This window comes from Nocardia sp. CA-135398 (genome assembly GCF_050955845.1).
Taxonomy (GTDB): domain Bacteria; phylum Actinomycetota; class Actinomycetes; order Mycobacteriales; family Mycobacteriaceae; genus Nocardia.
Genome location: NZ_CP192084.1, coordinates 4,630,784 through 4,650,042 on the forward strand (window position 1 = coordinate 4,630,784; position 19,259 = coordinate 4,650,042).

At 59.7% G+C, this 19,259-nt stretch carries 12 protein-coding genes and 3 pseudogenes; 11 read left to right on the forward strand and 4 right to left on the reverse strand.

All coding sequences use genetic code 11. From position 1 onward, the window contains the following. Positions 1 to 54 precede the first annotated feature (54 nt). The gene (locus ACQP1T_RS20365; protein ID WP_433754637.1) at positions 55 to 1,464 is read right to left on the reverse strand and encodes an SIR2 family protein; all 1,410 of its coding nucleotides are present in this window, start codon (positions 1,462 to 1,464) and stop codon (positions 55 to 57) included. Positions 1,465 to 2,086: 622 nt separating this feature from the next. Here ACQP1T_RS20365 and ACQP1T_RS20370 point away from each other — a divergent pair. From ACQP1T_RS20370 to ACQP1T_RS20410, 9 genes are all read left to right on the forward strand, one after another. Beyond that, positions 2,087 to 2,953, forward strand: coding sequence for a phytanoyl-CoA dioxygenase family protein (locus ACQP1T_RS20370; protein WP_433754638.1), 867 nt, complete (start codon positions 2,087 to 2,089; stop codon positions 2,951 to 2,953). A 133-nt stretch (positions 2,954 to 3,086) separates the two neighbouring features. Further along, positions 3,087 to 3,725 (forward strand): Maf family protein, encoded by a 639-nt coding sequence (locus ACQP1T_RS20375; RefSeq protein WP_433754639.1) that lies wholly within the window; start codon positions 3,087 to 3,089, stop codon positions 3,723 to 3,725. A gap of 135 nt (positions 3,726 to 3,860) precedes the next feature. Beyond that, complete coding sequence (locus ACQP1T_RS20380) at positions 3,861 to 4,682, forward strand: dCTP deaminase domain-containing protein (protein WP_433754640.1); 822 nt, start codon at positions 3,861 to 3,863, stop codon at positions 4,680 to 4,682. A gap of 27 nt (positions 4,683 to 4,709) precedes the next feature. Then, positions 4,710 to 5,882: a hypothetical protein gene (locus ACQP1T_RS20385; RefSeq protein ID WP_433754641.1), complete on the forward strand. Its 1,173-nt coding sequence runs from the start codon at positions 4,710 to 4,712 to the stop codon at positions 5,880 to 5,882. 1,522 nt (positions 5,883 to 7,404) lie between these two features. Then, complete coding sequence (locus tag ACQP1T_RS20390) at positions 7,405 to 8,532, forward strand: IS3 family transposase (RefSeq protein ID WP_433754642.1); 1,128 nt, start codon at positions 7,405 to 7,407, stop codon at positions 8,530 to 8,532. Positions 8,533 to 8,549: 17 nt separating this feature from the next. Continuing rightward, positions 8,550 to 8,771 carry a helix-turn-helix domain-containing protein gene (locus ACQP1T_RS20395; protein WP_433754643.1) on the forward strand — a complete coding sequence of 74 codons (222 nt, stop codon included), beginning with the start codon at positions 8,550 to 8,552 and terminating at the stop codon, positions 8,769 to 8,771. Then, positions 8,678 to 9,139: a helix-turn-helix domain-containing protein gene (locus tag ACQP1T_RS20400; RefSeq protein ID WP_433754644.1), complete on the forward strand. Its 462-nt coding sequence runs from the start codon at positions 8,678 to 8,680 to the stop codon at positions 9,137 to 9,139. The genes ACQP1T_RS20395 and ACQP1T_RS20400 overlap by 94 nt, the downstream gene beginning before the upstream one ends. Next, complete coding sequence (locus tag ACQP1T_RS20405; RefSeq protein ID WP_433754645.1) at positions 9,057 to 9,518, forward strand: integrase core domain-containing protein; 462 nt, start codon at positions 9,057 to 9,059, stop codon at positions 9,516 to 9,518. Before ACQP1T_RS20400 ends, ACQP1T_RS20405 begins: the two co-directional genes overlap by 83 nt. Before the next feature lie 484 nt (positions 9,519 to 10,002). After that, positions 10,003 to 11,613 (forward strand): ISL3 family transposase, encoded by a 1,611-nt coding sequence (locus ACQP1T_RS20410; RefSeq protein WP_433754646.1) that lies wholly within the window; start codon positions 10,003 to 10,005, stop codon positions 11,611 to 11,613. 355 nt (positions 11,614 to 11,968) lie between these two features. Here the strand turns inward: ACQP1T_RS20410 and ACQP1T_RS20415 are convergent, their stop codons facing one another. The 3 genes and pseudogenes from ACQP1T_RS20415 to ACQP1T_RS20425 form a co-directional block, all read right to left on the reverse strand. After that, positions 11,969 to 12,733 carry a hypothetical protein gene (locus ACQP1T_RS20415; protein ID WP_433754647.1) on the reverse strand — a complete coding sequence of 255 codons (765 nt, stop codon included), beginning with the start codon at positions 12,731 to 12,733 and terminating at the stop codon, positions 11,969 to 11,971. Beyond that, positions 12,730 to 16,563, reverse strand: coding sequence for a hypothetical protein (locus ACQP1T_RS20420; RefSeq protein WP_433754649.1), 3,834 nt, complete (start codon positions 16,561 to 16,563; stop codon positions 12,730 to 12,732). Before ACQP1T_RS20420 ends, ACQP1T_RS20415 begins: the two co-directional genes overlap by 4 nt. A gap of 385 nt (positions 16,564 to 16,948) precedes the next feature. Next, positions 16,949 to 17,149, reverse strand: a pseudogene (locus ACQP1T_RS20425) (IS3 family transposase); the annotation flags it as partial. Positions 17,150 to 17,288: 139 nt separating this feature from the next. Between ACQP1T_RS20425 and ACQP1T_RS20430 the strand changes: the two are divergent. Together ACQP1T_RS20430 and ACQP1T_RS20435 are read left to right on the forward strand one after the other, a co-directional pair. Further along, positions 17,289 to 18,979 (forward strand): annotated as a pseudogene (locus ACQP1T_RS20430) (IS4 family transposase). Continuing rightward, positions 18,961 to 19,161, forward strand: a pseudogene (locus ACQP1T_RS20435) (IS3 family transposase); the annotation flags it as partial. The pseudogenes ACQP1T_RS20430 and ACQP1T_RS20435, both read left to right, overlap by 19 nt. Positions 19,162 to 19,259 lie beyond the last annotated feature (98 nt).

Genomic DNA, 19,259 nt, shown 5'->3' on the forward strand with positions numbered 1-19,259 from the left:
GGACTGTATGGGAGAACTCCGACATTCCGGCGGCAGGGCATATCGTCATGGGGGTCAATCCCGCCGGTACATCGCTTGCTCCAACAACCGTGCCGCAGCGCGCGACGCGACGATGGCGCTGCTGTTGTTAAGAAGATCCCAGTCATTGCCGGACGCAGTTCGTCCCCCGAGTTCAGGCGGCGATCCGTGGTGAGCCTGCCAGTCTCGCAGGGCAGCACCGCCTGAGGCCGCGAGGGGCACGATACCCACCCCGCGCTCGCGTGCCCACCGAATCTCCTCCTCCGTTCGTGAGCCGCCGCCGATTACAAGCATCGCTCTACAATCGTCAAGCAGCATCCCCACCAATTGCTCCCTGGCCAGATCGGTATAGACCGAAGTGCCGACACGCTCTTGCAGTTCGGGCGGCGGGTCCTGCTTCTGCCGGAAGTAGAAGGTCAGCTTCTCGGGCCTGTAGTTCTGCTCCGATCGGCGGATGTTCGCGACATCCTTGGTGACGTTCCAGCCTGCGGGCCCACCGAGCGAGGTGAGTTCCCATTCGCTTCGTTCAGCCAACAGAGCAGCGACCGTCACGCACCATGGCAGAATTTCGACTTCGTCGCGGGGATTCCCGTCTGCATTGGTACCACCGCTTCCAGATATGAACAGCCGCAGGGGTCGTGTCCTGCGGACCAATGCCTGGATGATGCTCTGCAGCTCGTGGAAGTCGTCGATCTCGCACACCTTGACACCGCTCGCCTCAAGATCCTTCACGCGAAGGTCGTGCAAGGTGCGCTCCGGGTTGGCGCTAGGTCTCTTCAGCACGGTCAAGTGACGGTCGGTGACAGACATCGCGTGCTGGCGGGCCAGGCGAAGCAGGATGTCGATGTTCGGATCGGTGAAACTGAATCCGAGAAATAGAAAGGTCTTGCTAACATAGGCGGCTCTCAGCAGAGCCCACGTCCGCGGACGTTGAAACTCGTACTGTTCGTAGTCGCTGCGTGTGATCACTGGCTGTTCGGCCCACGCTGGAGTGCTGTTCTTCGTGTTCACACTGCCGTGCATTTTGATAACCGTCCGATGATTGGTACCGATCGTTCGGATATCTTCATCAGTGACGGCCACGAAAGTGGTTGCATCACAAGCCTGCTCGATCAGCTCGTCGTAATTCGTAGTCCAGATTTCCTTCAGCGGCACCTGCGTTAGGAGATGATGTCCAGGCGTCGGCGGCGTCGGCATCGCGATCATCTCCAGGATGTGTTCGCACAGCGCCTCACGACCTACGTTCTTCTTGTCGTTGGCGATATACTCCGCGATCAGCGGGTAGTCGTGGTAATCGGGCACATTCGCTTTCTCCTGCAACGGTTTCAACAGTTGGGGCCAGGTCGGCAACCCCGCACCGACAGATAGCCCGGCACCGACGAACAGTGCGGCGTTGCCCGCCGAGACCGCCTCCCCGAAGGCGTTCACCAAGTCGTACTGATCCATGACACTCCCACCACTCAGCTCAACCAGGCCCTGTAGGGAGATGTCTACCGGTCGCCTTCATCTACCGCAAGGAACGACTGCACCCGCCCGGAAGGCGACTGACTGGTCTTTGACTTCGCCTTACAAACTTCTTCTGTGCCACAGGTGCTCACGCCGCCGCAACTTGCGGTCGGACTGGTCAGAGCGCCGCATGCGGACTTTTAAGACTGTTGTCAGGGCCCGCAACGGCTCCCGATGGCAGCCCGCCTGACCAGTCACCCCACTGAACCCATGTCTGGATGCACGCGAACTTGCCGCGGACTGCACTGATCCTCACCGCCTTCGCCCGACTACAACCCGGCTGAAAGCATCAACCGGATCCTACGAAACGACAGCGCACTCGCTGACCGGACCACCCAACTACGCTCAGCGGCCGGAAACTGACCGCACAACGCCAATCCGAACCCGATCATGCCAACACGTCAGCCGCGCGAAAGATTGAGGCTAAATCCGCGTGTCCATCGCGAACCGGAGAACTTGGTGCAAGAATCATGTATCAGCTGTCGGCGCCGTTCATCAACTGTCCTTGGTCGATGCGGCGGTACCGATCGCCGTAGCGGCTCAGCCAAGTGGGGAGAGATTGATGCAGACGTCGGACGATTCGGGCGAGCGGATTAATACACTTTCGTCCGCGCAGCTTCGAAGGTGGGAGGAACATGGATGGATCCTGCTCGATTCCGCATTTCCTCAGGAAAAAATTGATGCCGCTGCGCAGCAGACTCTTTCCAGCGAGTTTCCGGAGCATCGAGAATTCGAGCCTAGAGATACTATCTCTCCATTCGACACGATGACCACCTTTCCGTTCAGATCCGATGCCGCCAATGATATCTGCGCTTCACACACTTTGCAGACGATAGCTCAGCAGATTCTAAACAGCGAAGTGCAGCTATATCAGGCGCAGTTATGGATGAAAAGGGCCGGGTATGCGAAATTCGAACAATCACATCATCGCGATTATGCCAAGAATACTATGCTAACGCCACGAAATGGCGACGGCTCATGCGACTTCCTGGCGTTTATCATATACCTCTCAGATGTCACTGCCTCCAGCGGACCGACGGCGATGGTCTCTCGGTCCATAACCGCAAGCCGCCCCTTGGAGCCTGGCCGACTCAGAGTGGAAGACGCTCCGGAAATATACGATCAAGAAGAATTAGCGTGTGGCCCACGAGGCAGTTTGCTCCTTTATGCAGGGGATACCTTCCATCGGGCGACGGAGCTCAACGCAGGAGGGTCAAGACTCGTCATTAAGGGAGCTGTAAGGAAAACGGGCGCAACCTGGGTCAACTATGTACACGGCTTGCGAGTTGGGTTCGAGCCAGAGTGGTCTATTTTTATGAATCGCGCTTCGCGAGAACAGGTAGAATTCATAACCGGACGAACATCCAAGCGCAGAATTGATTCCGCGTATCAGGAGCGGTACCCGTACACGATCAGATCGCAATCTTGACGTGGATTGCATCTTAACCGTCCGAGTCTTTCATAAAACTAAAAGAAGTAGTTAAAGTAGGCTGTTAATCAATTTGCCGAATATTCGGGCCGGGCGGAGAGTGGCACCATTGGACAAGTCGCACGAGACATCCATGGGATCGTGGGATGGGAGTATTGTACTCGCTTCAGCATCAGAAAGTAGGCGTCAAATCATCCGGCGCCTTGGACTGCCTACTAAGGCTATAGCAAGCTGCGTGGATGAATACATACTCACCGAGTGGACGCCAGAAACTGCTGTCACTCAATTAGCACTTCGAAAGGCACGTGCAGTCTGGCATCAGCATGGCACAGCCAGGCCAATCATCATTGGCGCTGACACCGTCATTGTTTTTGAACATGAAATACTCGGAAAACCAAGAAGTATCGAAGAAGCCGAGGCCGTTCTATATCGCTTAAAGGGGATGTCACACACTATCCTTACCTGCACTGCGGCCATTGCAACTTGGACTGGCGAGACTGTAACAAAGTTGGACGCCACCCAAGTTACTATGCGATGCTACAGCGACCAAGAGATTGTTGAATATCTTGCTACTGGTGAATCCATGAATAAAGCTGGCTCGTACGCAATCCAAGGCCATGGGCAGAATTTGGTCGAAAAATTTCACGGCGACTTCGAAAGTGCAACTGGGTTGTCATCTCGCACCGTGCGGACCTTGATAGAGAAACTCTCGGATAGGCCGACAGGACACGTGAACACGGGAGATGCGCGCGCAGAGAAATTTATTAATTAGAGCCATATACGAGATGATGTTCGAGGTACCTAGGTGGAAACAGGAAATAGTGCATCTTTCCCTCAGGAGGAGTCAGAAGCTAATCGCTCCGACCGTAGGCGGCAAGGCGTGCTCTCGCGTCGAAACCTTGAGCAGATGGTTTCTATTGGTGCATTGAGGAGTCGCACTGGTCGTCCACTTGTAGGCCAGGATACTCTAAAACTGCACGTCGGGGAAGTTGCATGGATATCGGAGACTGGCCGATCCAAAAGAACCGCGATCGGTCCCGGCAATCCGATTCGTCTTTCTCCCGGCGACATTGCAACAGTGATCACACAGGAAGAAATATCAATCCCGCTGGACTTAACGGGATGTGTCTATCCACGTGGACGGCTTCTGCCACTTGGAGTCCTAAGCACGGCCGTGCATATGGATCCAGGATTTGAAGGACGCTGTCGCGTAATCATGATGAATCTTGGTAGGAATGTAGTAGACCTGCCGTACGGATATGAGATCGCTCGATTGCAGCTCGTTGGCCTATCTGAAAAAGTAATTACCCCATATGCTGGCGTTAACGCGGAGTTGGATAGTGTGAACCCGCAGGCTGACGAATTAGTAGCTGACGTCGACTTCGTGCAACCTGTCGAGAAAGAGGTGGAGAAATTATCTAACCGCGTACAGGAACTCGAGTCGTTCGTGAGCAGTTACAATGCTCGTCGCCGTACTGTTAGGATCTCCCTGGCATGCATCTCAGCTATTTGCGTATCCACGCTGATTCTCTTCCTCGCGGTGGTCACTGCAAGAGCGGTCACGGGGAATCTAACAAAAGACTTAGTCTTTCAGATATCATCGATTATTGTCACTGCTCTGATAGCTCTTGGAGTCGGGGCGGCCCGTTCTTCCGTAGGGAACAGAATATCGTCTTGGATCGCAAACGATATCAACTCTTCGAAGAGTAGTAGTGAATCACTAGAATAGAAGTTAGATATGAGTGGGAACTAGGCCATGCAATATCTCCAAGATCCATTGCCATTTCCAGTTTTGAGATCCAGTACAACCATTGGTAGAATAACACTGAAGAATCGGCTAGGGTTTGGTCCGGTGAATCCCGGCGTCTCCGATTATTCGGGGAGACTAGACGAGGCGATGTCCAGACTTTACGGTTCACTTGCCGACGGAGAATTAGCGCTTTCATACCTCGGCGGAGTGGCCGTTAATAACCGCGGTCGATCAAATCGCACGAGCCTGGTGATGACAACCGCTCAAGCGCAAGCACTACTCGCGCGGCTCATTTCCGTCGGTGAGTCGCGAAGAATGATCATTCCCGTTCAGCTGATGCACTCCGGTCGACAAGCAGGCAGCAGAGAGATTGGCGCAGTACCGCTAGCTGCATCGCCTTTGCCATGTCCGTACTATAAGGAAGTCCCGACGGCGGCAACTAAATGCGACATCAGAGAAGTGGTACAGGATTTCGCCCGTTCTGCTCGACATGCCGCGTCAGCTGGCTGCGAAATGATCGAGATCCACGCGGCCCATGGCTACTTTGTTTCGGGCTTTCTCTCTAGAAATACCAACTATCGTTCGGATCAGTATGGCGGCACCCTTAGGAATAGATTTAGAGTCTTAGGTGAAATAGTTCAAGCTATCAGATCGAATGTCGATGTGACACTAGGCGCACGCGTAAATGTATTCGAACAGGGCAGCGGTGGGTTACAGGTTGAGGAGTTGGTCGATGGACTCGGCAGCATAGGGCCCGAGCTGGACTTTGTTTCGATAACCGGAGGTATGTACTCTGTTGATGACGATATGATTATTCCTCGGCGACTGAAAGGGCCGGGTATCTGGCGACGTCAATCTCGATACGTGCGGAGCCAGCTCAATATCCCAACATTGATTGCTGGAAACATCGAGACTGCCGCTATGGCGGACGAGATAGTGGCAGTTGGAGATGCAGACATCACGCTAATGGTTCGGTCATTGTTGGCAGATCCAATGCTATATGCGAAATCACAGCAGCATAACGCTGGTTCGGTCCAGCGTTGTACCGAACTGTATCTTTGTAAGTATCACTCCCGAGGCGCCTCGCATGTGTACTGTCCACACAGCGATCTTATGCGTAATGAATTCCGCCCAACTGTAAACCCGGTCCTGGCTCGACGGAAGTCAAAGGATCGTTGATTTGCCTGCCCGGAGATCGTGCACACTCTAGCGGCAGGCGTCTAAATGGTTATAGACTGAGTGCTTGTTCGGATCAGACTTCTGTCCTTCCATGTAAAACTCAGATGTAGCACTCTAGCCGTTCCTGGGCTAGTTATTACTGGGAATATCACCTCAGCCGCAGGGCTGATCGATTTACATCGAATTTCGCCATTTGGCGTATCTGTCAGTATCATAGGAAGCTCACCGTCACCGTCAGGCTTGATTTCGATATATACATCAGATGCCGGTATAGAGCCATTATTCCTGACGGTTATCCTTTCATCGGATCTTCCGGTGCTGTTACGTCTTCTGGGGTCGAGCTCGGGTGTGGCTCTAAACTCATATCGCGCCGTCAGGGTCGCTGTTGCGTGCGGCGCATCTTGAGCTAGACCTGGCAAGTTCCCGGACAGATGGGAAATGTCGGCCTCGATAGAATGTCGCACCAGCTTCCGAAGGTCGTGATCGGTAGCGAATTCTCGGTAGAGTCCCCGGGTGCCGAGAGCTGACTTAAATTGCCTGAGAGCCTTGAACTGCTTCGGATCATGGTCCTGAGAGAGGGGGGCGGTTGAGAATAGCACATGGACTCGTAGCCCTTTGCTAATTGCCTTATCTATTTCCTCGGCAGTTCCTGACGCTGCACGTGCGGTGACTGTGCCAATTCGAGCATGGAATACGGCAATCACAATGTCAGAGTGCTCTACCAGTTGATAATTTATTTCTGCTTGCCCGTCAACGCCGAGCGAGAATGAAGAAACGCTGTCGGTCGACCAGTGTCGCGGTATGAGTACAACGTTGCTGCCAGTCGATCGCTCGCGATTCCAACTGTGAACTGTATCCTGGACCACGTTTATGTAAGGAGTCACATCTCCTGGGCCGGAGAGCATGACGTTGAGTGCGACGCAGTTGAAAGCCACGTGTGCAGTCTATGCACGACGACCTCGGCGCGGTATCAGAATTATGCGAATTCGAGGTCGCCGGCGGACTGTAGGTCAGGTACGTAGAGCGTGTCTGACGTCGCCGGTTTCGGCCCTTCCGCTTGCCACAAGAGAGTGAGCCGAGTTCCGAGCCTGGTGTGACAGCGGGGTTCGAGTAAGAAGTGGGGGAGTTGGTCTGGGTTGGTGGTTCGGCCGCGTGTGGTTGATCGGGTATGGGTGGTCGCCTTGGGCGATATAGGCAGTCGAGATGTTGGTGCATTCAGCTCGCGATGGGGGTGGAGTGGTCGGTTTGGGTGCCTGTGGCGGCTGATGGTGGTCTCGAATTTGTCAATATGAAACTGACGGAATGCTTGACACTCGGATTGACGGGACCCGGGATTCGGTCCAACTGATCTGGCCCCCACTCAGGAGGCCGTGGTTTCGAGAGTTGAGGCAGACTGACTCGCAGGAGGTCACGATGCCGAAATCCTTTCCGCCGGCGATGCGTCGACAGGTGTGCGCTCGCCTGCGAGCCGGCGAGCCCGTCGCCGAGATAGCGGCGGAGACAGGGATCTCGCCCTGCCACCTTGTTCCGATGGAAGGCGCAGGTCCTCATCGATGCGGGTGTCCGAGAAGGCATCCCGAGCGTGGAAGCCGATGAACTGGCCGCGGCGAACAAACGGATCGCTGCGTTGGAAGCCGAATTGAAACTCACCCGCGACGCCTGCGAATTGTTCGATGCGCAGGCGGTGGTGTCCCCAAAAGGCGAATCGCGGTCGACGAGGGCTGATCGCGCTCGGACATTCAGGGCGGTCCACCTGCCGTGCTGTTGGTGTACACAGATCCACATTTCTGCGACAGCGGCGGCAGCCGCTGTCCACCAGAACAATTCGCAGAATCGTGGTCGCGGACGAGATATCCCGCATTCATACCCAGTCTCGCGGCACCTCGGCAAACGCCGGATCAAGGCCGCGTTGCTGGCCGAGTGCAAGATTATCGTCAACCACAAGCTGGTCGCCTCAATCATGGCTGAGCCCGGGCTGTTCGGCCTGCCCAGACGCAAACGCCGCGGTCACCCGATGCTCAAGGTGAGCACTCCTACGGACCTGGTGAACCGCGCCTTCACCGCTGCTCGACCCAACCAGCTGTGGTGCACCGACATCACCGAACACCCCGCGAGAGATGGAAAGGTCTATTGCTGCGCCATTTTGGACTGCTTCAGCAAGAAGATCGTTGGACGAGCGTTCTCCACCGTTGCCGACACCGCCCTGGTGAACAACGCGGTCAACATGGCGGTGTTAGAGCGCACGACCAGCACCGGCTTGATACTGCATGCCGATCACGGAACGCAATTCACGTCCTGGTCGTTCGGTGAGAACCTGCGACGGCATCGACTTCTGCCGTCGTTCGGGACTGTCGGGGATTGCTTCGACAATTGCAGCGATGGAATCGTTTTGGGGGCGGATGCAGACCGAACTCCTCAATACCAGGAAATGGCCGACAACGTTGGAATTGACGATCGCGAAGGCCGACTGGATCGACAACTTCTACAACGCCGAGCGCCGGCACTCCTACCTCGGCCACCTCAGCCCCAGCGAGTACGAGACGCTGTGGCTCGACATCCAACCAAGCCCTCAACTCTCGTAAGTCCGGACCGACAAGTGGGGGCCAGATCACCCGGACCGAAATTATGGAGTCAGGTCAGGATCCCTTGACCCCTAAGGAGATTCGGGTGACTGAGCCTGTAATGGACCGCGAGGTGCGGCGACGCCTGGCGGTCCTTCGTCATGTCGAGGAAGTCACCGGCAACGTCGCGATGACCTGCCGGTACTTCGGTATCAGCCGGCAGATCTACTACACGTGGCTGCGGCGCTACGAAACCGAAGGCGTCGAGGGCTGCGAGACCGGTCCCGGCGGCCGCGGACTAGCCCGAACGCCACGCGTGCCGAAGTGATCGAGAAGATCATCCATCTGCGGCAGAACTACCACTTCGGGCCGGAGAAGATCCGCATGTATCTGCAGCGCTACCACGACATCGAGATCAGCAAGTCCGGGGTGTGGCGCATCCTCAAACGCCTAGACATGGGGCGGCTGCCCGCTTCGCAGCGCTACAAGCGGCACGACCGCCGATGGAAACGCTACGAAAAACAACGACCCGGCCACCATGTGCAGGTCGACGTCAAATTCGTCGAACCCCTGCCGGGCAAGCCCGGACCAGGTGTCCCCGCAGTGAAACCGGTTGGGCGGCGGGGGAAGTTCTACCAGTTCACCGCGAATCGACGACTGCACCCGGCTGCGGATCCTCAAGATCTATCCGCGTAACAATCAGAAGACCGCGATCCAGTTCCTCGACTACGTGCTCTCCCAGCTGCCGGTCGCGGTCGAGACTATCCAGACCGACAACGGCGCGGAGTTCCAGTCCGGTTTCCACTGGCACGTGCTCGACAAGGGCATAAACCACGTCTACATCAAGCCCCGCACCCCGCAGTTGAACGGGAAGGTTGAGCGCTCCCACCGCATCGACGCCGAGGAGTTCTATCGGCTGCTCGACGGCGTCGTCATCGACGACGTCGCCATCTTCAACGCGAAACTCAAAGAGTGGCAAGGCTATTACAACTACCACCGACCCGATGGCGGACTCGACGGCCAAACCCCGTATGAAAGACTTCAGCAGAAGACACAAGCCGGGAACCGGGTGTAGTCGATCTTCATCAGTCGCACAGCGACAGAATTGCCGTGAATCGCGGCGTGCATGCTGGAATGTCGGCGAGAGTGATGAGATGGCGAGGTCACAGTTGATGCATTGCACGAGTTGATGTTTCGCGCTCGGACGCCGGAGGCGTGGTGCGTCTTGGTATGCGGGGACGTGGCCAACTTTCATGAGGTGGTTCTGGAGTGCGATCCAAATCAGATGCGCGAGTGCATGTGCGTCGATGACCGAGCGAGGACGAAAATGCCGAGAAGCGCGCATCCTGTTGAACACGCGCTTACTAGCCGAATTCAGTGCGTCCGAGTGGGTGGTCTTGGCCGTCGAAGCTGCCGTGATCAGAAGCCGCGCGGGGCCGCGGGCCGCTTCGGCGTGCTGCGTGCACCCCGATACGCCGATTCTGGAGCGACCTTGACGGCGCTCACTGAACTTGGCTCTGTCCCACTTTCGATGATGGGCGGGTGTCGATTGTGTTGGGGTGCTGGGGATTCCGGTAGAACTGCCCGGTGTGGTCGCTGATGGTGCAGCAGAGCTGTTGTGGCAGTTGATGTTCCCGGATCGGTCGGGTGTGCATGTGGTGGGTGTGAGCCGGGTTGGGCCGATTATCCGGTTCGATGCGGTGACCAGGGAGGTCCCGCAGTCGTGTCCGGTGTGCGGGGTGGTCTCGTCGCGGGTTCACAGCCGCTATTCCCGTGAGATCGCCGATGTCGCGGTCGCGGGCCGGGAAGTGGTGCTCAGGCTGGCGGTGCGGCGGCTGTTCTGCGGTAACGGCGGGTGCGGGCGGCGGATCTTTGCCGAGCAGGTGAGCGGGTTGACCGTGCGTTATGGGCGTCGCAGCCTGGCGCTGCGGGACGTTTTGAGACGGTTCGCGTTGGCGTTGGGAGGCAGGCCCGCGGCGCGACTGTGCGCCGGGGTCGCCAGTGTGGTCAGCAGGATGACGCTGCTGCGGCTCATCCGCGCACTGCCGCAACCGGACATCGGCGGGCTTACTGTGGTCGGTGTCGACGAGTTCGCGTTTCGTAAGGGTCGCAACTACGGCACGATCCTGGTCGATATGGCCACCCGCCGTCCGGTGGACCTGTTGCCCGAAGCCAGCTCCGATGCGTTGGCCGCCTGGCTGCGCGAACATCCAGGGATCGAGGTGATCTGCCGTGATCGCGCCGGCTACTTCGCCGACGGCGCTCGCCGCGGAGCCCCTGATGCGGTGCAAGTCGCGGACAGGTGGCACCTGCTGGCGAACCTGACCAGTGCTGTGGAGCGTGTCCTCGCGCGCAAGCGTTCCTGCCTGAATGAGCGTGACCCGGACCAGATTCCGGCACCACCGATCCCGCAGCCCGCCCCACCGGATGGCCCGCTGGCGCAGCGGATCACCCGCCAACACCCACAAATCCAACAGATGCTGGGTCAGGGTTGGACGATCAGCGCGATCGCGCGGGAATTGCACCTGGACCGCAAGACCGTCCGCCGCTACGCGCGCACCGAGGTCGAGGGTCTGCTCAGTTCCGGGGTGCGCCGCGCGAGTCTCATCGACCCGTTCGTGCCCTATCTGCAGCGCCGCTGGCGCGAGGGCTGCGTGAACGCCGCGGTCCTCTACTCCGAGATCGCAGCCCAGGGATTCGGTGGCAGCGTCAAGACGGTCCGTCGACACCTGCAACACTGGCGCGTGGCCGGCGTCCCAGTCCAGGCCCCGCCCACGATCACACCCCGCAAGGCCGCTGGCTGGATCATGCGCCGCTGCGACGACCTGACCGACGACGAACGCGAGCGTCTTCGCACGATCATCGATCGCTGCGACGAGATCGCCACCACCGCAGGCCTGGCCACCGAATTCGCGATGCTGCTACGGCAGCTGCGAGGAGCGGAACTCGGGGCTTGGACCCAGCGGGCACAGGCCAGCGGAATCCGGGAGATCAGTTCCTTCGCGGCCACACTGCACCGTGACTGGGATGCCGTGGTCGCCGGACTGACCCTTCCTTACAGCAACGGCCCCACCGAAGGAAACGTCAACCGGCTCAAGCTGATCAAACGAGCCATGTACGGCAGAGCACGCTTCGACCTACTCCGGCTCCGGGTCTTGGCCACCTCGTAGCAACCGGACCCATCATCGAAAGTGGGACAGAGCCAACTTCGGCGAGCGCCGTCAACCTGACTTCTTCCCACACCAGCACACACGACAGCCTCCGTGACCACGGAGCACAACGCGCGCATACGACTTCCACGACGATGGACGGACAGGTCTCGAAGATTGGATTCGCGGAGATAGCTAGCAGAGATTGTCCACGTCGAGAAGCACGCTCCGGCGGTAACGCGAGTAGACTAGTTCGTTTGCTGGGATTGCCTCAGCTGTGAAACTCCCCGCCGCGGATCGCCTGTTGGACGTCGAGGCTGGCGTCGGCCCGTGGCTTGGACAACAGTCGAATCGTATCGTTGTCTACGGCGACTCCTTAATTGCACATGGCGCGGACCTCGGGCGTGCGTAGATACGCCTGTACGCCATGGAAGGCGAGATTGCCGATGGTGAGATCTGGAATGTCTTCCACCCCAGCGAATGTACGGCCGAGGCCGCCTCGTGGAACGGCCACGATGTCTCCGACGTCGGCCAGATTGACCCAGCGCTGCACACCCGGCGGGCGGCCACGGTCCGATGGGTCCAGCCGATCGAGCACCACCCCGGGCATTGCCAGAGGACTGCCGACTGTGATCAGGAGATCAACGGACAGGTGCGGATCTTGCCAGAGCGTCTCGTATGCTACGACGCTGCCTAGCGAGTGCGCCACGACCGCTGTCGGCTTGATCTCGGCGATAGTCGCGGCGACGGTGGCTCGCGCCGCCGTTCTCCGTGGCGAATCCGGCTTGGCCAGGTACGTGTGCACCTCGCGGCAAAACAGCACCGCGAGCCGGCGCGCGGTGTCGCCGTGTTTACGGGTCAGCCAGTCCGACGCTTGCCTGAGGCGAGCCGTGCGCGGACCTTGCGCTACCGCACCTACCGGCTGGAGTTGGTCCACCCACGCAATCAACATCTCCTGCTCCGCCGGCTCCAGCGTCATCGGGTCGTCGCTACCTTGGCCGATGCCTCGCTGGAGGTGCTCGGAGTAGTAGGCCACATGTACCTGTCGGCCGAGCGCATGGCACCATTCCACGCTCAGGTCGTCGGCCGTCCTCCCCGGTCGATAGTTGTTGATGCCATGCACTCCCACGATATTGCTCATGCCGATCCGTCCTCGTTGTAGTGAAATGCGATCAGCTCGCGTTCGGCGCCTACCAGCAGGTAGCCGTCATCGGTGAGGTCCATGCAGTGCACGGCTCCGGGTACGGTGATCACATACGGAGACCCGATGTCGTCGACCAGCCAGATACGAACTGAGCCGTCCGTGGCCCCGGTGTACACAGCCGGTCGCCCGTGCAGTGTTCCGGCGCGAACGACGGCAGCAATTCCCTTGTGCGCCCCGGGCAGTCGGATACGTTCCGAGGGCATGACAAGGTTTTGCAGCAGGACAACACCTTCGCTTTCGGCGCGGATCTCGAATACTCGGTCTCCGATGTACAGCGTGCGCTGACCTGCCAAGATCTGCGCCTTGTTGGCGAAGCCATCCCAGCTGGACGTCTGTAAAACCCGCCCCGTCAGCGGATCCCATGCGATGGCGTCGCCGTCGTCCCAGAACACTCTGCCGAAGGCTTTGCCGCCGACGTTCTGGGTGCCGATGACGGTCACGGTGGAGTGCCTGTAGACCTGTGGTGGCCCATCTCGGCCCGACTCGGGATCGATTAGGTTTACGGACCCGTCACTGTCTCCGATCAGTAAGTGGTGCTTGGGCACTGGCAGCACCCCGCGGGATGTTTCGGCTACGTCGTGACATGCGGTCACGAGTGGAGCCTCGAATCCGGGCGGTCGATAGCTCCGGGTCCACCAGGTGCTCAATTCGCCGTCTTCGTCGCCGGAGGCTACGGTCGTGCCATCACTGCTGATCGCAATGCATGAGACTGGTGCCTCGTGCGAGCGTCTCGTGTCGACCGGGGTGGCCGACTCCACGCAATATAGCGACACCATGCCCTCGTCATCACCGACGGCGAGCCATTTTCCATCGGCACTCACTGCTAGTGCCGTCGGCGAGATCCATTTGTCGACGGTGGACTTCCATGTCAGTACGTTGTTCTGCGTGACCACCACACGGCCGGTGATGTCGCGGCACGCGAGTAGGTGACCTTCGGCCGATACGCGAAGTTCAACCGCAGCCAAATCCATGATTTGTATGACGCGGCTTGTCATCGTTGACAGATCCCACTGGTAAATTGCCTGGCCTACGCTGGCGAATACCGAAGGATCGTCGCCCCACGCCACCGCCCAGCAATCTGCGGTCAGCCCTGTATCGAAGCTCTGCCACGGTCCGTCACCGGTCTTCAGCCAGCCGCTACCATCACGGTGCACTACCACGATCTTTGCTCCGGACGGTTCCACCGCCAGAACAGCGACATGCCCTGTCCAGTTCGATTCGATGGTGTGCGGGACGATTTGGACCGACCCATCGAAGTCACTGGCAACCGCGAAACATCTGCCGTTGCCAGACATTGCTACAATGCCTGCGCCATCGAGGTCGACCGGGATCTCCGTCTGAGTCTCCTCGGTGACGCGCCACGTTGCGACGGTGTGGTCCTCACAAGACCAGGCCAGAGTGAGACCGTCGTCGGTCACCGCGAGTGATCGGATAGCCGAAACTCTCTGTGGCTGAAGAGTTCTCATTGGGTCCCAATCGAAGTCGTCTCCACGTGACCACAGAGGCTGCCATGGAAGGAACCGGGCAGCCCGCTGTGCCAAATCCTGTGCGCCGACACGAGCGGCGGCTAGCGCCAACGAATAGCGTGTCGCGAATGGATCGAGCATGCGAATGAAATCGATCAGTGACTCCGGCGCGGCGTCGGATCCTGACAGCCGCTCCACGGTACCGGGCAGAAGCAGAAAGCCCGGGTCAGAAAAGATCTCGTGGCTCCGGCTACCGGCCTCGGCCAGCACATGCCGCAACACGTACGGCTCAGCAGCTGCCCAATCGCGGTCGTCGGCGGGACCTAGCGGATCAAGCATCGCGTCGAGAAGGTCCGCCGACTGCCACAGGTGATCGACGAGAGCCTGGTGAAACAGCCGGTAAACGGTGGTCCCGTCGACATCGGATGACTGCCGAATGTAGAACTTGGCTTCGGTCAGCGCCTGACGCACCTCCACCAGCGAAATTTCGTTTCCCGCACAAAAGCAAGCAGCGATGCGGGCGAGCACGGTGACCGGCATGCCCTGCTCCCGCGCGCGCGCAAGCGCGGTGAGTACTGGCCGTACAAAGGGCTGATCGGCGCGCGCGGCTAGGTCGATCTCCAGCACATTGGGGAGGGTATGCGGCACCGCGCTACCCAGGCGTAGGGCTTCATTGGCAGGGAGTGCACGAGCATCAGGAAATGAGCTAACGAGGTGTCGGGTGTAGAGGCCAGCGACCAGGAACGGGCCCCCGCCATGCAGGCAGGACAGTATGCGCGCAACCTCCGCGGCAAACGCTCCGACGGCGCCGCCACCAGACTGCCGATAGCTAGGGACTGTCCGCAGCAGGGTGGTGACGTACTTGTAGAGGTCCTCCTCGAGGATGTCTTCTGTCACCTCGTCCAGGTCGTAGAGCTGATCTTGTTTCTGGGCGAGGTCCAACAGCGGACGCAACTGACGATAGGGACGAAACCCAGCCAATAGGCGGGCCACGGGACCGCCGTCGCCCCGCTGAGACTTGGCGAGCGGCAACAGGAACTCATGGAGCACCGCCATCGGGTTCTCAGCCTCGTCCACAGCGTCCACAACGATCACTGGCGGCGGCTTTTTGCTGGAACGCAGTTGCCGCAACAAATCCTTCATTCCGCGGCCTTCGTCAAGACCGAGCTGGTTGGCGACCGACCGGACGATCGCTGGAACCCCACGCTGTCGGGCATGGACGGCTGCGAGATGGTCCACTTGGTATGGCGTGCGTTCGACGTCGTCCCAGATCGTTTTGGTTGGTCGCCGCAGAACCGGGTGAGCTGCACAAACCATGATTCCCAGTAGGGCGGATTTGCCAGCGCCGGGACTGCCCGTGACTACGCAAATACCCCCGGCTCGGGGCTGGTCCATCCACGCCGACAGGTCGACCAGTTGTTTCTTGCGGCCACTGAAGCAACCCACCATCCGGTCGGTCAGGCGGCCGACACCGGCAGCCCGGTCCAGAAAGTGTCGAGCGTCGAGGCCCTCGTCCAGTTCGTCCAGGAACGGACGAAGCCCCGGGTTCAGGCCGGCTCTCATCCAGGTGTGCTTGTTGTTCGTGTATCCGACGTTCGCGAAGAAGTGCAGTTGCGGGTCCGTACTGATGTCCTGGAGGCTCGCGGTGACCGTTTGGCTGTAGGAGTCGGCCTCGGCAGACAGCCGCTGGACCTCCTGTCGTAACGCGCGGGCAACAGTGGTCAGAGGGACATAGCGCATGGTCGCATCAACATCGAACTCGTTGGCCCGCAACCCGTTCAACACGGCGACCAGCGCTTGACTGAACCGGCCGTCATAGGCAGCCCGGTCTGGCTGGCAGGCAGCAATCACCCATCCCCGGGTCTGGTCGGCGTCGATGCGGTACTGCCACGGCAGTCGTGCCGCAGTGCCGGAGTAGCACAGATCCAGCAAGAACAAAGTGCGTAGTCCGCGGAGCTGAACGTACTTCAGCCACTGGTCCACATCGAGCGCCGGATCCTTCACCCCATCCGAGCCCAGCACGTAGACGGTGCCGTCACCTTCGGCCAGTTCGCCGTGGCTGAGCACATGCACGATCAGTAGATCATCTACCGCGCACGCCTTCATCACATCGAGGATCCGGGCCCCGACCTCCGCGGAACCCATCGTGTCGGCTAGAACCTCAACAACCTCATAGTCGATCTTCCGAAGCGCCGTCGACACCTGGTTTACCAGCTCTGGGGCGAACGCCAGCTCGACCATTCCAGCGTGGTTGCTGACGCCGATGCTGATTGCCTTCAAACGGCGTTCGCGATCGGCCAACTCGTATGCTCCTTATGATGCCTTGTCCCTAGAGTCGGAGCCGGATGGGCTGGAGTTACCGAGGTCGTCCGATCAAGTCAAATGTTAGCCAAATGATCTAATGCCGCAACGGTATTCGCCTGAATGCGAACTGACAGACCGGTCGGATTACGCTGGGCCAGCCAGAACGACACGACGGAAGACCAGCGGACGGTGTCGATTCGAAGTCTACGTAATGTTGCGAATGCCAACTCTCTTCCCGCCTGACCTGCGAATTGAGCTAGGTGACGGCTTTCTCGCCCGCTGGGGATGTGATTCCCTCATGCGCGGGAGAGGGTAAGGCGACCGATGTCTGTCGGGTCCCGGACACGAAACGCCTCTGAATCGCTCCGGTGAGTCCGGAGACCTACTTGTGTGACAGCCCGGCCGGTTGCCGGGCTGGGTTCTGAGCGTAATAAGCGGCCTCCATTTCGGCGGGCGGGATGTCCCCGCAGTACTGGTAGAGGCGCCGGTGATTAAACCAATCGACCCATTCGGCGGTGGCGAACTCGACGTGGTCGACGCTGCGCCAGGGGCCTCGCGGCTTGATCAGCTCAGTCTTGTACAAGCAATGCCGCGTAGTTAAGCCGTTGGTAGGCAGGTCAACTCGGGGTGTTTCCTAAGGTGGGTGTCGGGGAGGTAAGGCAACGGGACCTCTGCTATTGCAGAGAAGCCGTCCAAGGTCTTCCTGCATCCGAGAGGTCCCGTTGCCCTCCCAGTCTGTCAGTACGCCGCTCACCCGCACCATTACCGTGGCCGCAGGAATCTTCGCGCCCGGTCACCTCGGGGAGCTCACGCAGTACCTGCCGTTCGAGTTGATCGATGACGTTCTCACCCGGACCCGGACGGTGCAGCGTCGCACCCGCTTGCTGCCCTCGCGCGTCGGGGTGTATTTCGTTCTCGCTCTGGCTGTTTTCCCGACGCTGGGCTATGAGCGGGTCTGGGACAAGCTGATCGCCGGGCTAGGATCGCTGCTCGCTCGCAGGCCCTCGGGGAAGGGACTGCGGGATCTTCGCCGGCGTCTGGGAGCGGCACCGTTGAGGGCGCTGTTCGAGGTCGTGGCGGGCCCTCTGGCGCAGCCCGCCACCCCGGGTGTGTGCTATCGGCATTGGCGCACTGTGGCTTTCGACGGCTGCGGTTCGCTGCAGGCTCCAGACCAGGACCGGATCCGGATGCGGCTGGGCAAGTTCACTCGATACCGCGGCGGCACCGAGGGCTACCCGCATCTGCGGGTCGTGACCTTGTGTGAGACCGGGACCCGCGGCCTACTCGGCGCAGTCTTCGGCTCGATCAAGCGTAGTGAGACCGACTACGCCGCCAGTTTGGTGCCGCTGTTGAACGACACGATGCTGTTGCTGGCCGACCGCAACTTCGGTGGTGATGACATTCTCACCCGCGTCGCGGCCTCCGGCGCTCAGCTCGTGGTCCGTCTCAGCTCTCGCCGTCGTCCGGCCGTGTGGGCCACGCTGCCCGATGGATCGGTTCTGACCAGGATCAATGGTTACCGCTTCCGCATCGTCGATATCCAGATCACCGCCACCTGCGCCGACGGATCCCGCGTGGGTGACCGCTACCGGATCATCACCACCTTGCTCGACCACCGCACCGATCCATCGATCCAGATCGCCCGCCTCTACCACGAGCGCTGGGAGATCGAATCAGCATTCTTCGCGTTGCGCCACACCATGTTCCGCGGACGCGTTCTGCGTTCCACCGACCCGGTCGGCCTCGAGCAGGAGATGTGGGCCGCCCTGACGATCTATCAGACGTTGCGCCGCGCCATGTGTGACGCCGTGGAGACCGCTCCGGGAACCGACCCGACCGGGCAAGCTTCACCGTGGCCATGACCGCCGCCATCAACCAGATCGTCACCGCAACCAACATCACCAGCAACGACTCACCCGAAAACGCCATCGCCCGAGCGGTTTTGGAGAACCTCCTGCCCGCCCGCCGTCCGCGCATCAGCGCTCGCAAGGTCAAATGCCCCATGTCCCGCTACGGGACCGCGCTCACCGGCAACCGCCCTACCAAGAGCCAAGCCATCATCCGGCTGGAACTCCGCGCGCTCACCGACCCACAACAGACCGAAGCGGACGAACACCCCGCAAGCGCTGCCGACCCGGGCCACCGCCAGCAAGTGTTGCAGCTACTGCGGACCGACCCCGACCGCGACTGGACCCCCAGCGAAATCACCCAAGAGCTGAAACACGTTCGCTACCGCAGCCTTTGCAGCCAAATAGGCCGATGGACCGACCAAGGGTTCCTCGACCGGATCGGTCGTGGACGCTACCGCCTCAACCGCCAATGGCTGGCACCGGAACCGCCACAGCCAGACGGCGACTCGACAACCGACCCCACCGCTCAACTACGCGGCATTGCTTGTACAAGACTGAGCTGATCAAGCCGCGAGGCCCCTGGCGCAGCGTCGACCACGTCGAGTTCGCCACCGCCGAATGGGTCGATTGGTTTAATCACCGGCGCCTCTACCAGTACTGCGGGGACATCCCGCCCGCCGAAATGGAGGCCGCTTATTACGCTCAGAACCCAGCCCGGCAACCGGCCGGGCTGTCACACAAGTAGGTCTCCGGACTCACCGGAGCGATTCAAATCATCTTGGCTGGCTGCGCTTTTGAGGTACACCTGTCGTGTTCTTGTTGGATCATGAGGTCGTGAGACTA

Bases quoted from the DNA above. Each gene is read 5' to 3' on its own strand.
- ACQP1T_RS20365 (WP_433754637.1), bottom strand. From the start codon at position 1,464: ATGGATCAGTACGACTTGGTGAACGCCTTCGGGGAGGCGGTCTCGGCG.
- ACQP1T_RS20370 (WP_433754638.1), top strand. From the start codon at position 2,087: ATGCAGACGTCGGACGATTCGGGCGAGCGGATTAATACACTTTCGTCC.
- ACQP1T_RS20375 (WP_433754639.1), top strand. From the start codon at position 3,087: ATGGGATCGTGGGATGGGAGTATTGTACTCGCTTCAGCATCAGAAAGT.
- ACQP1T_RS20380 (WP_433754640.1), top strand. From the start codon at position 3,861: ATGGTTTCTATTGGTGCATTGAGGAGTCGCACTGGTCGTCCACTTGTA.
- ACQP1T_RS20385 (WP_433754641.1), top strand. From the start codon at position 4,710: ATGCAATATCTCCAAGATCCATTGCCATTTCCAGTTTTGAGATCCAGT.
- ACQP1T_RS20415 (WP_433754647.1), bottom strand. From the start codon at position 12,733: ATGAGCAATATCGTGGGAGTGCATGGCATCAACAACTATCGACCGGGG.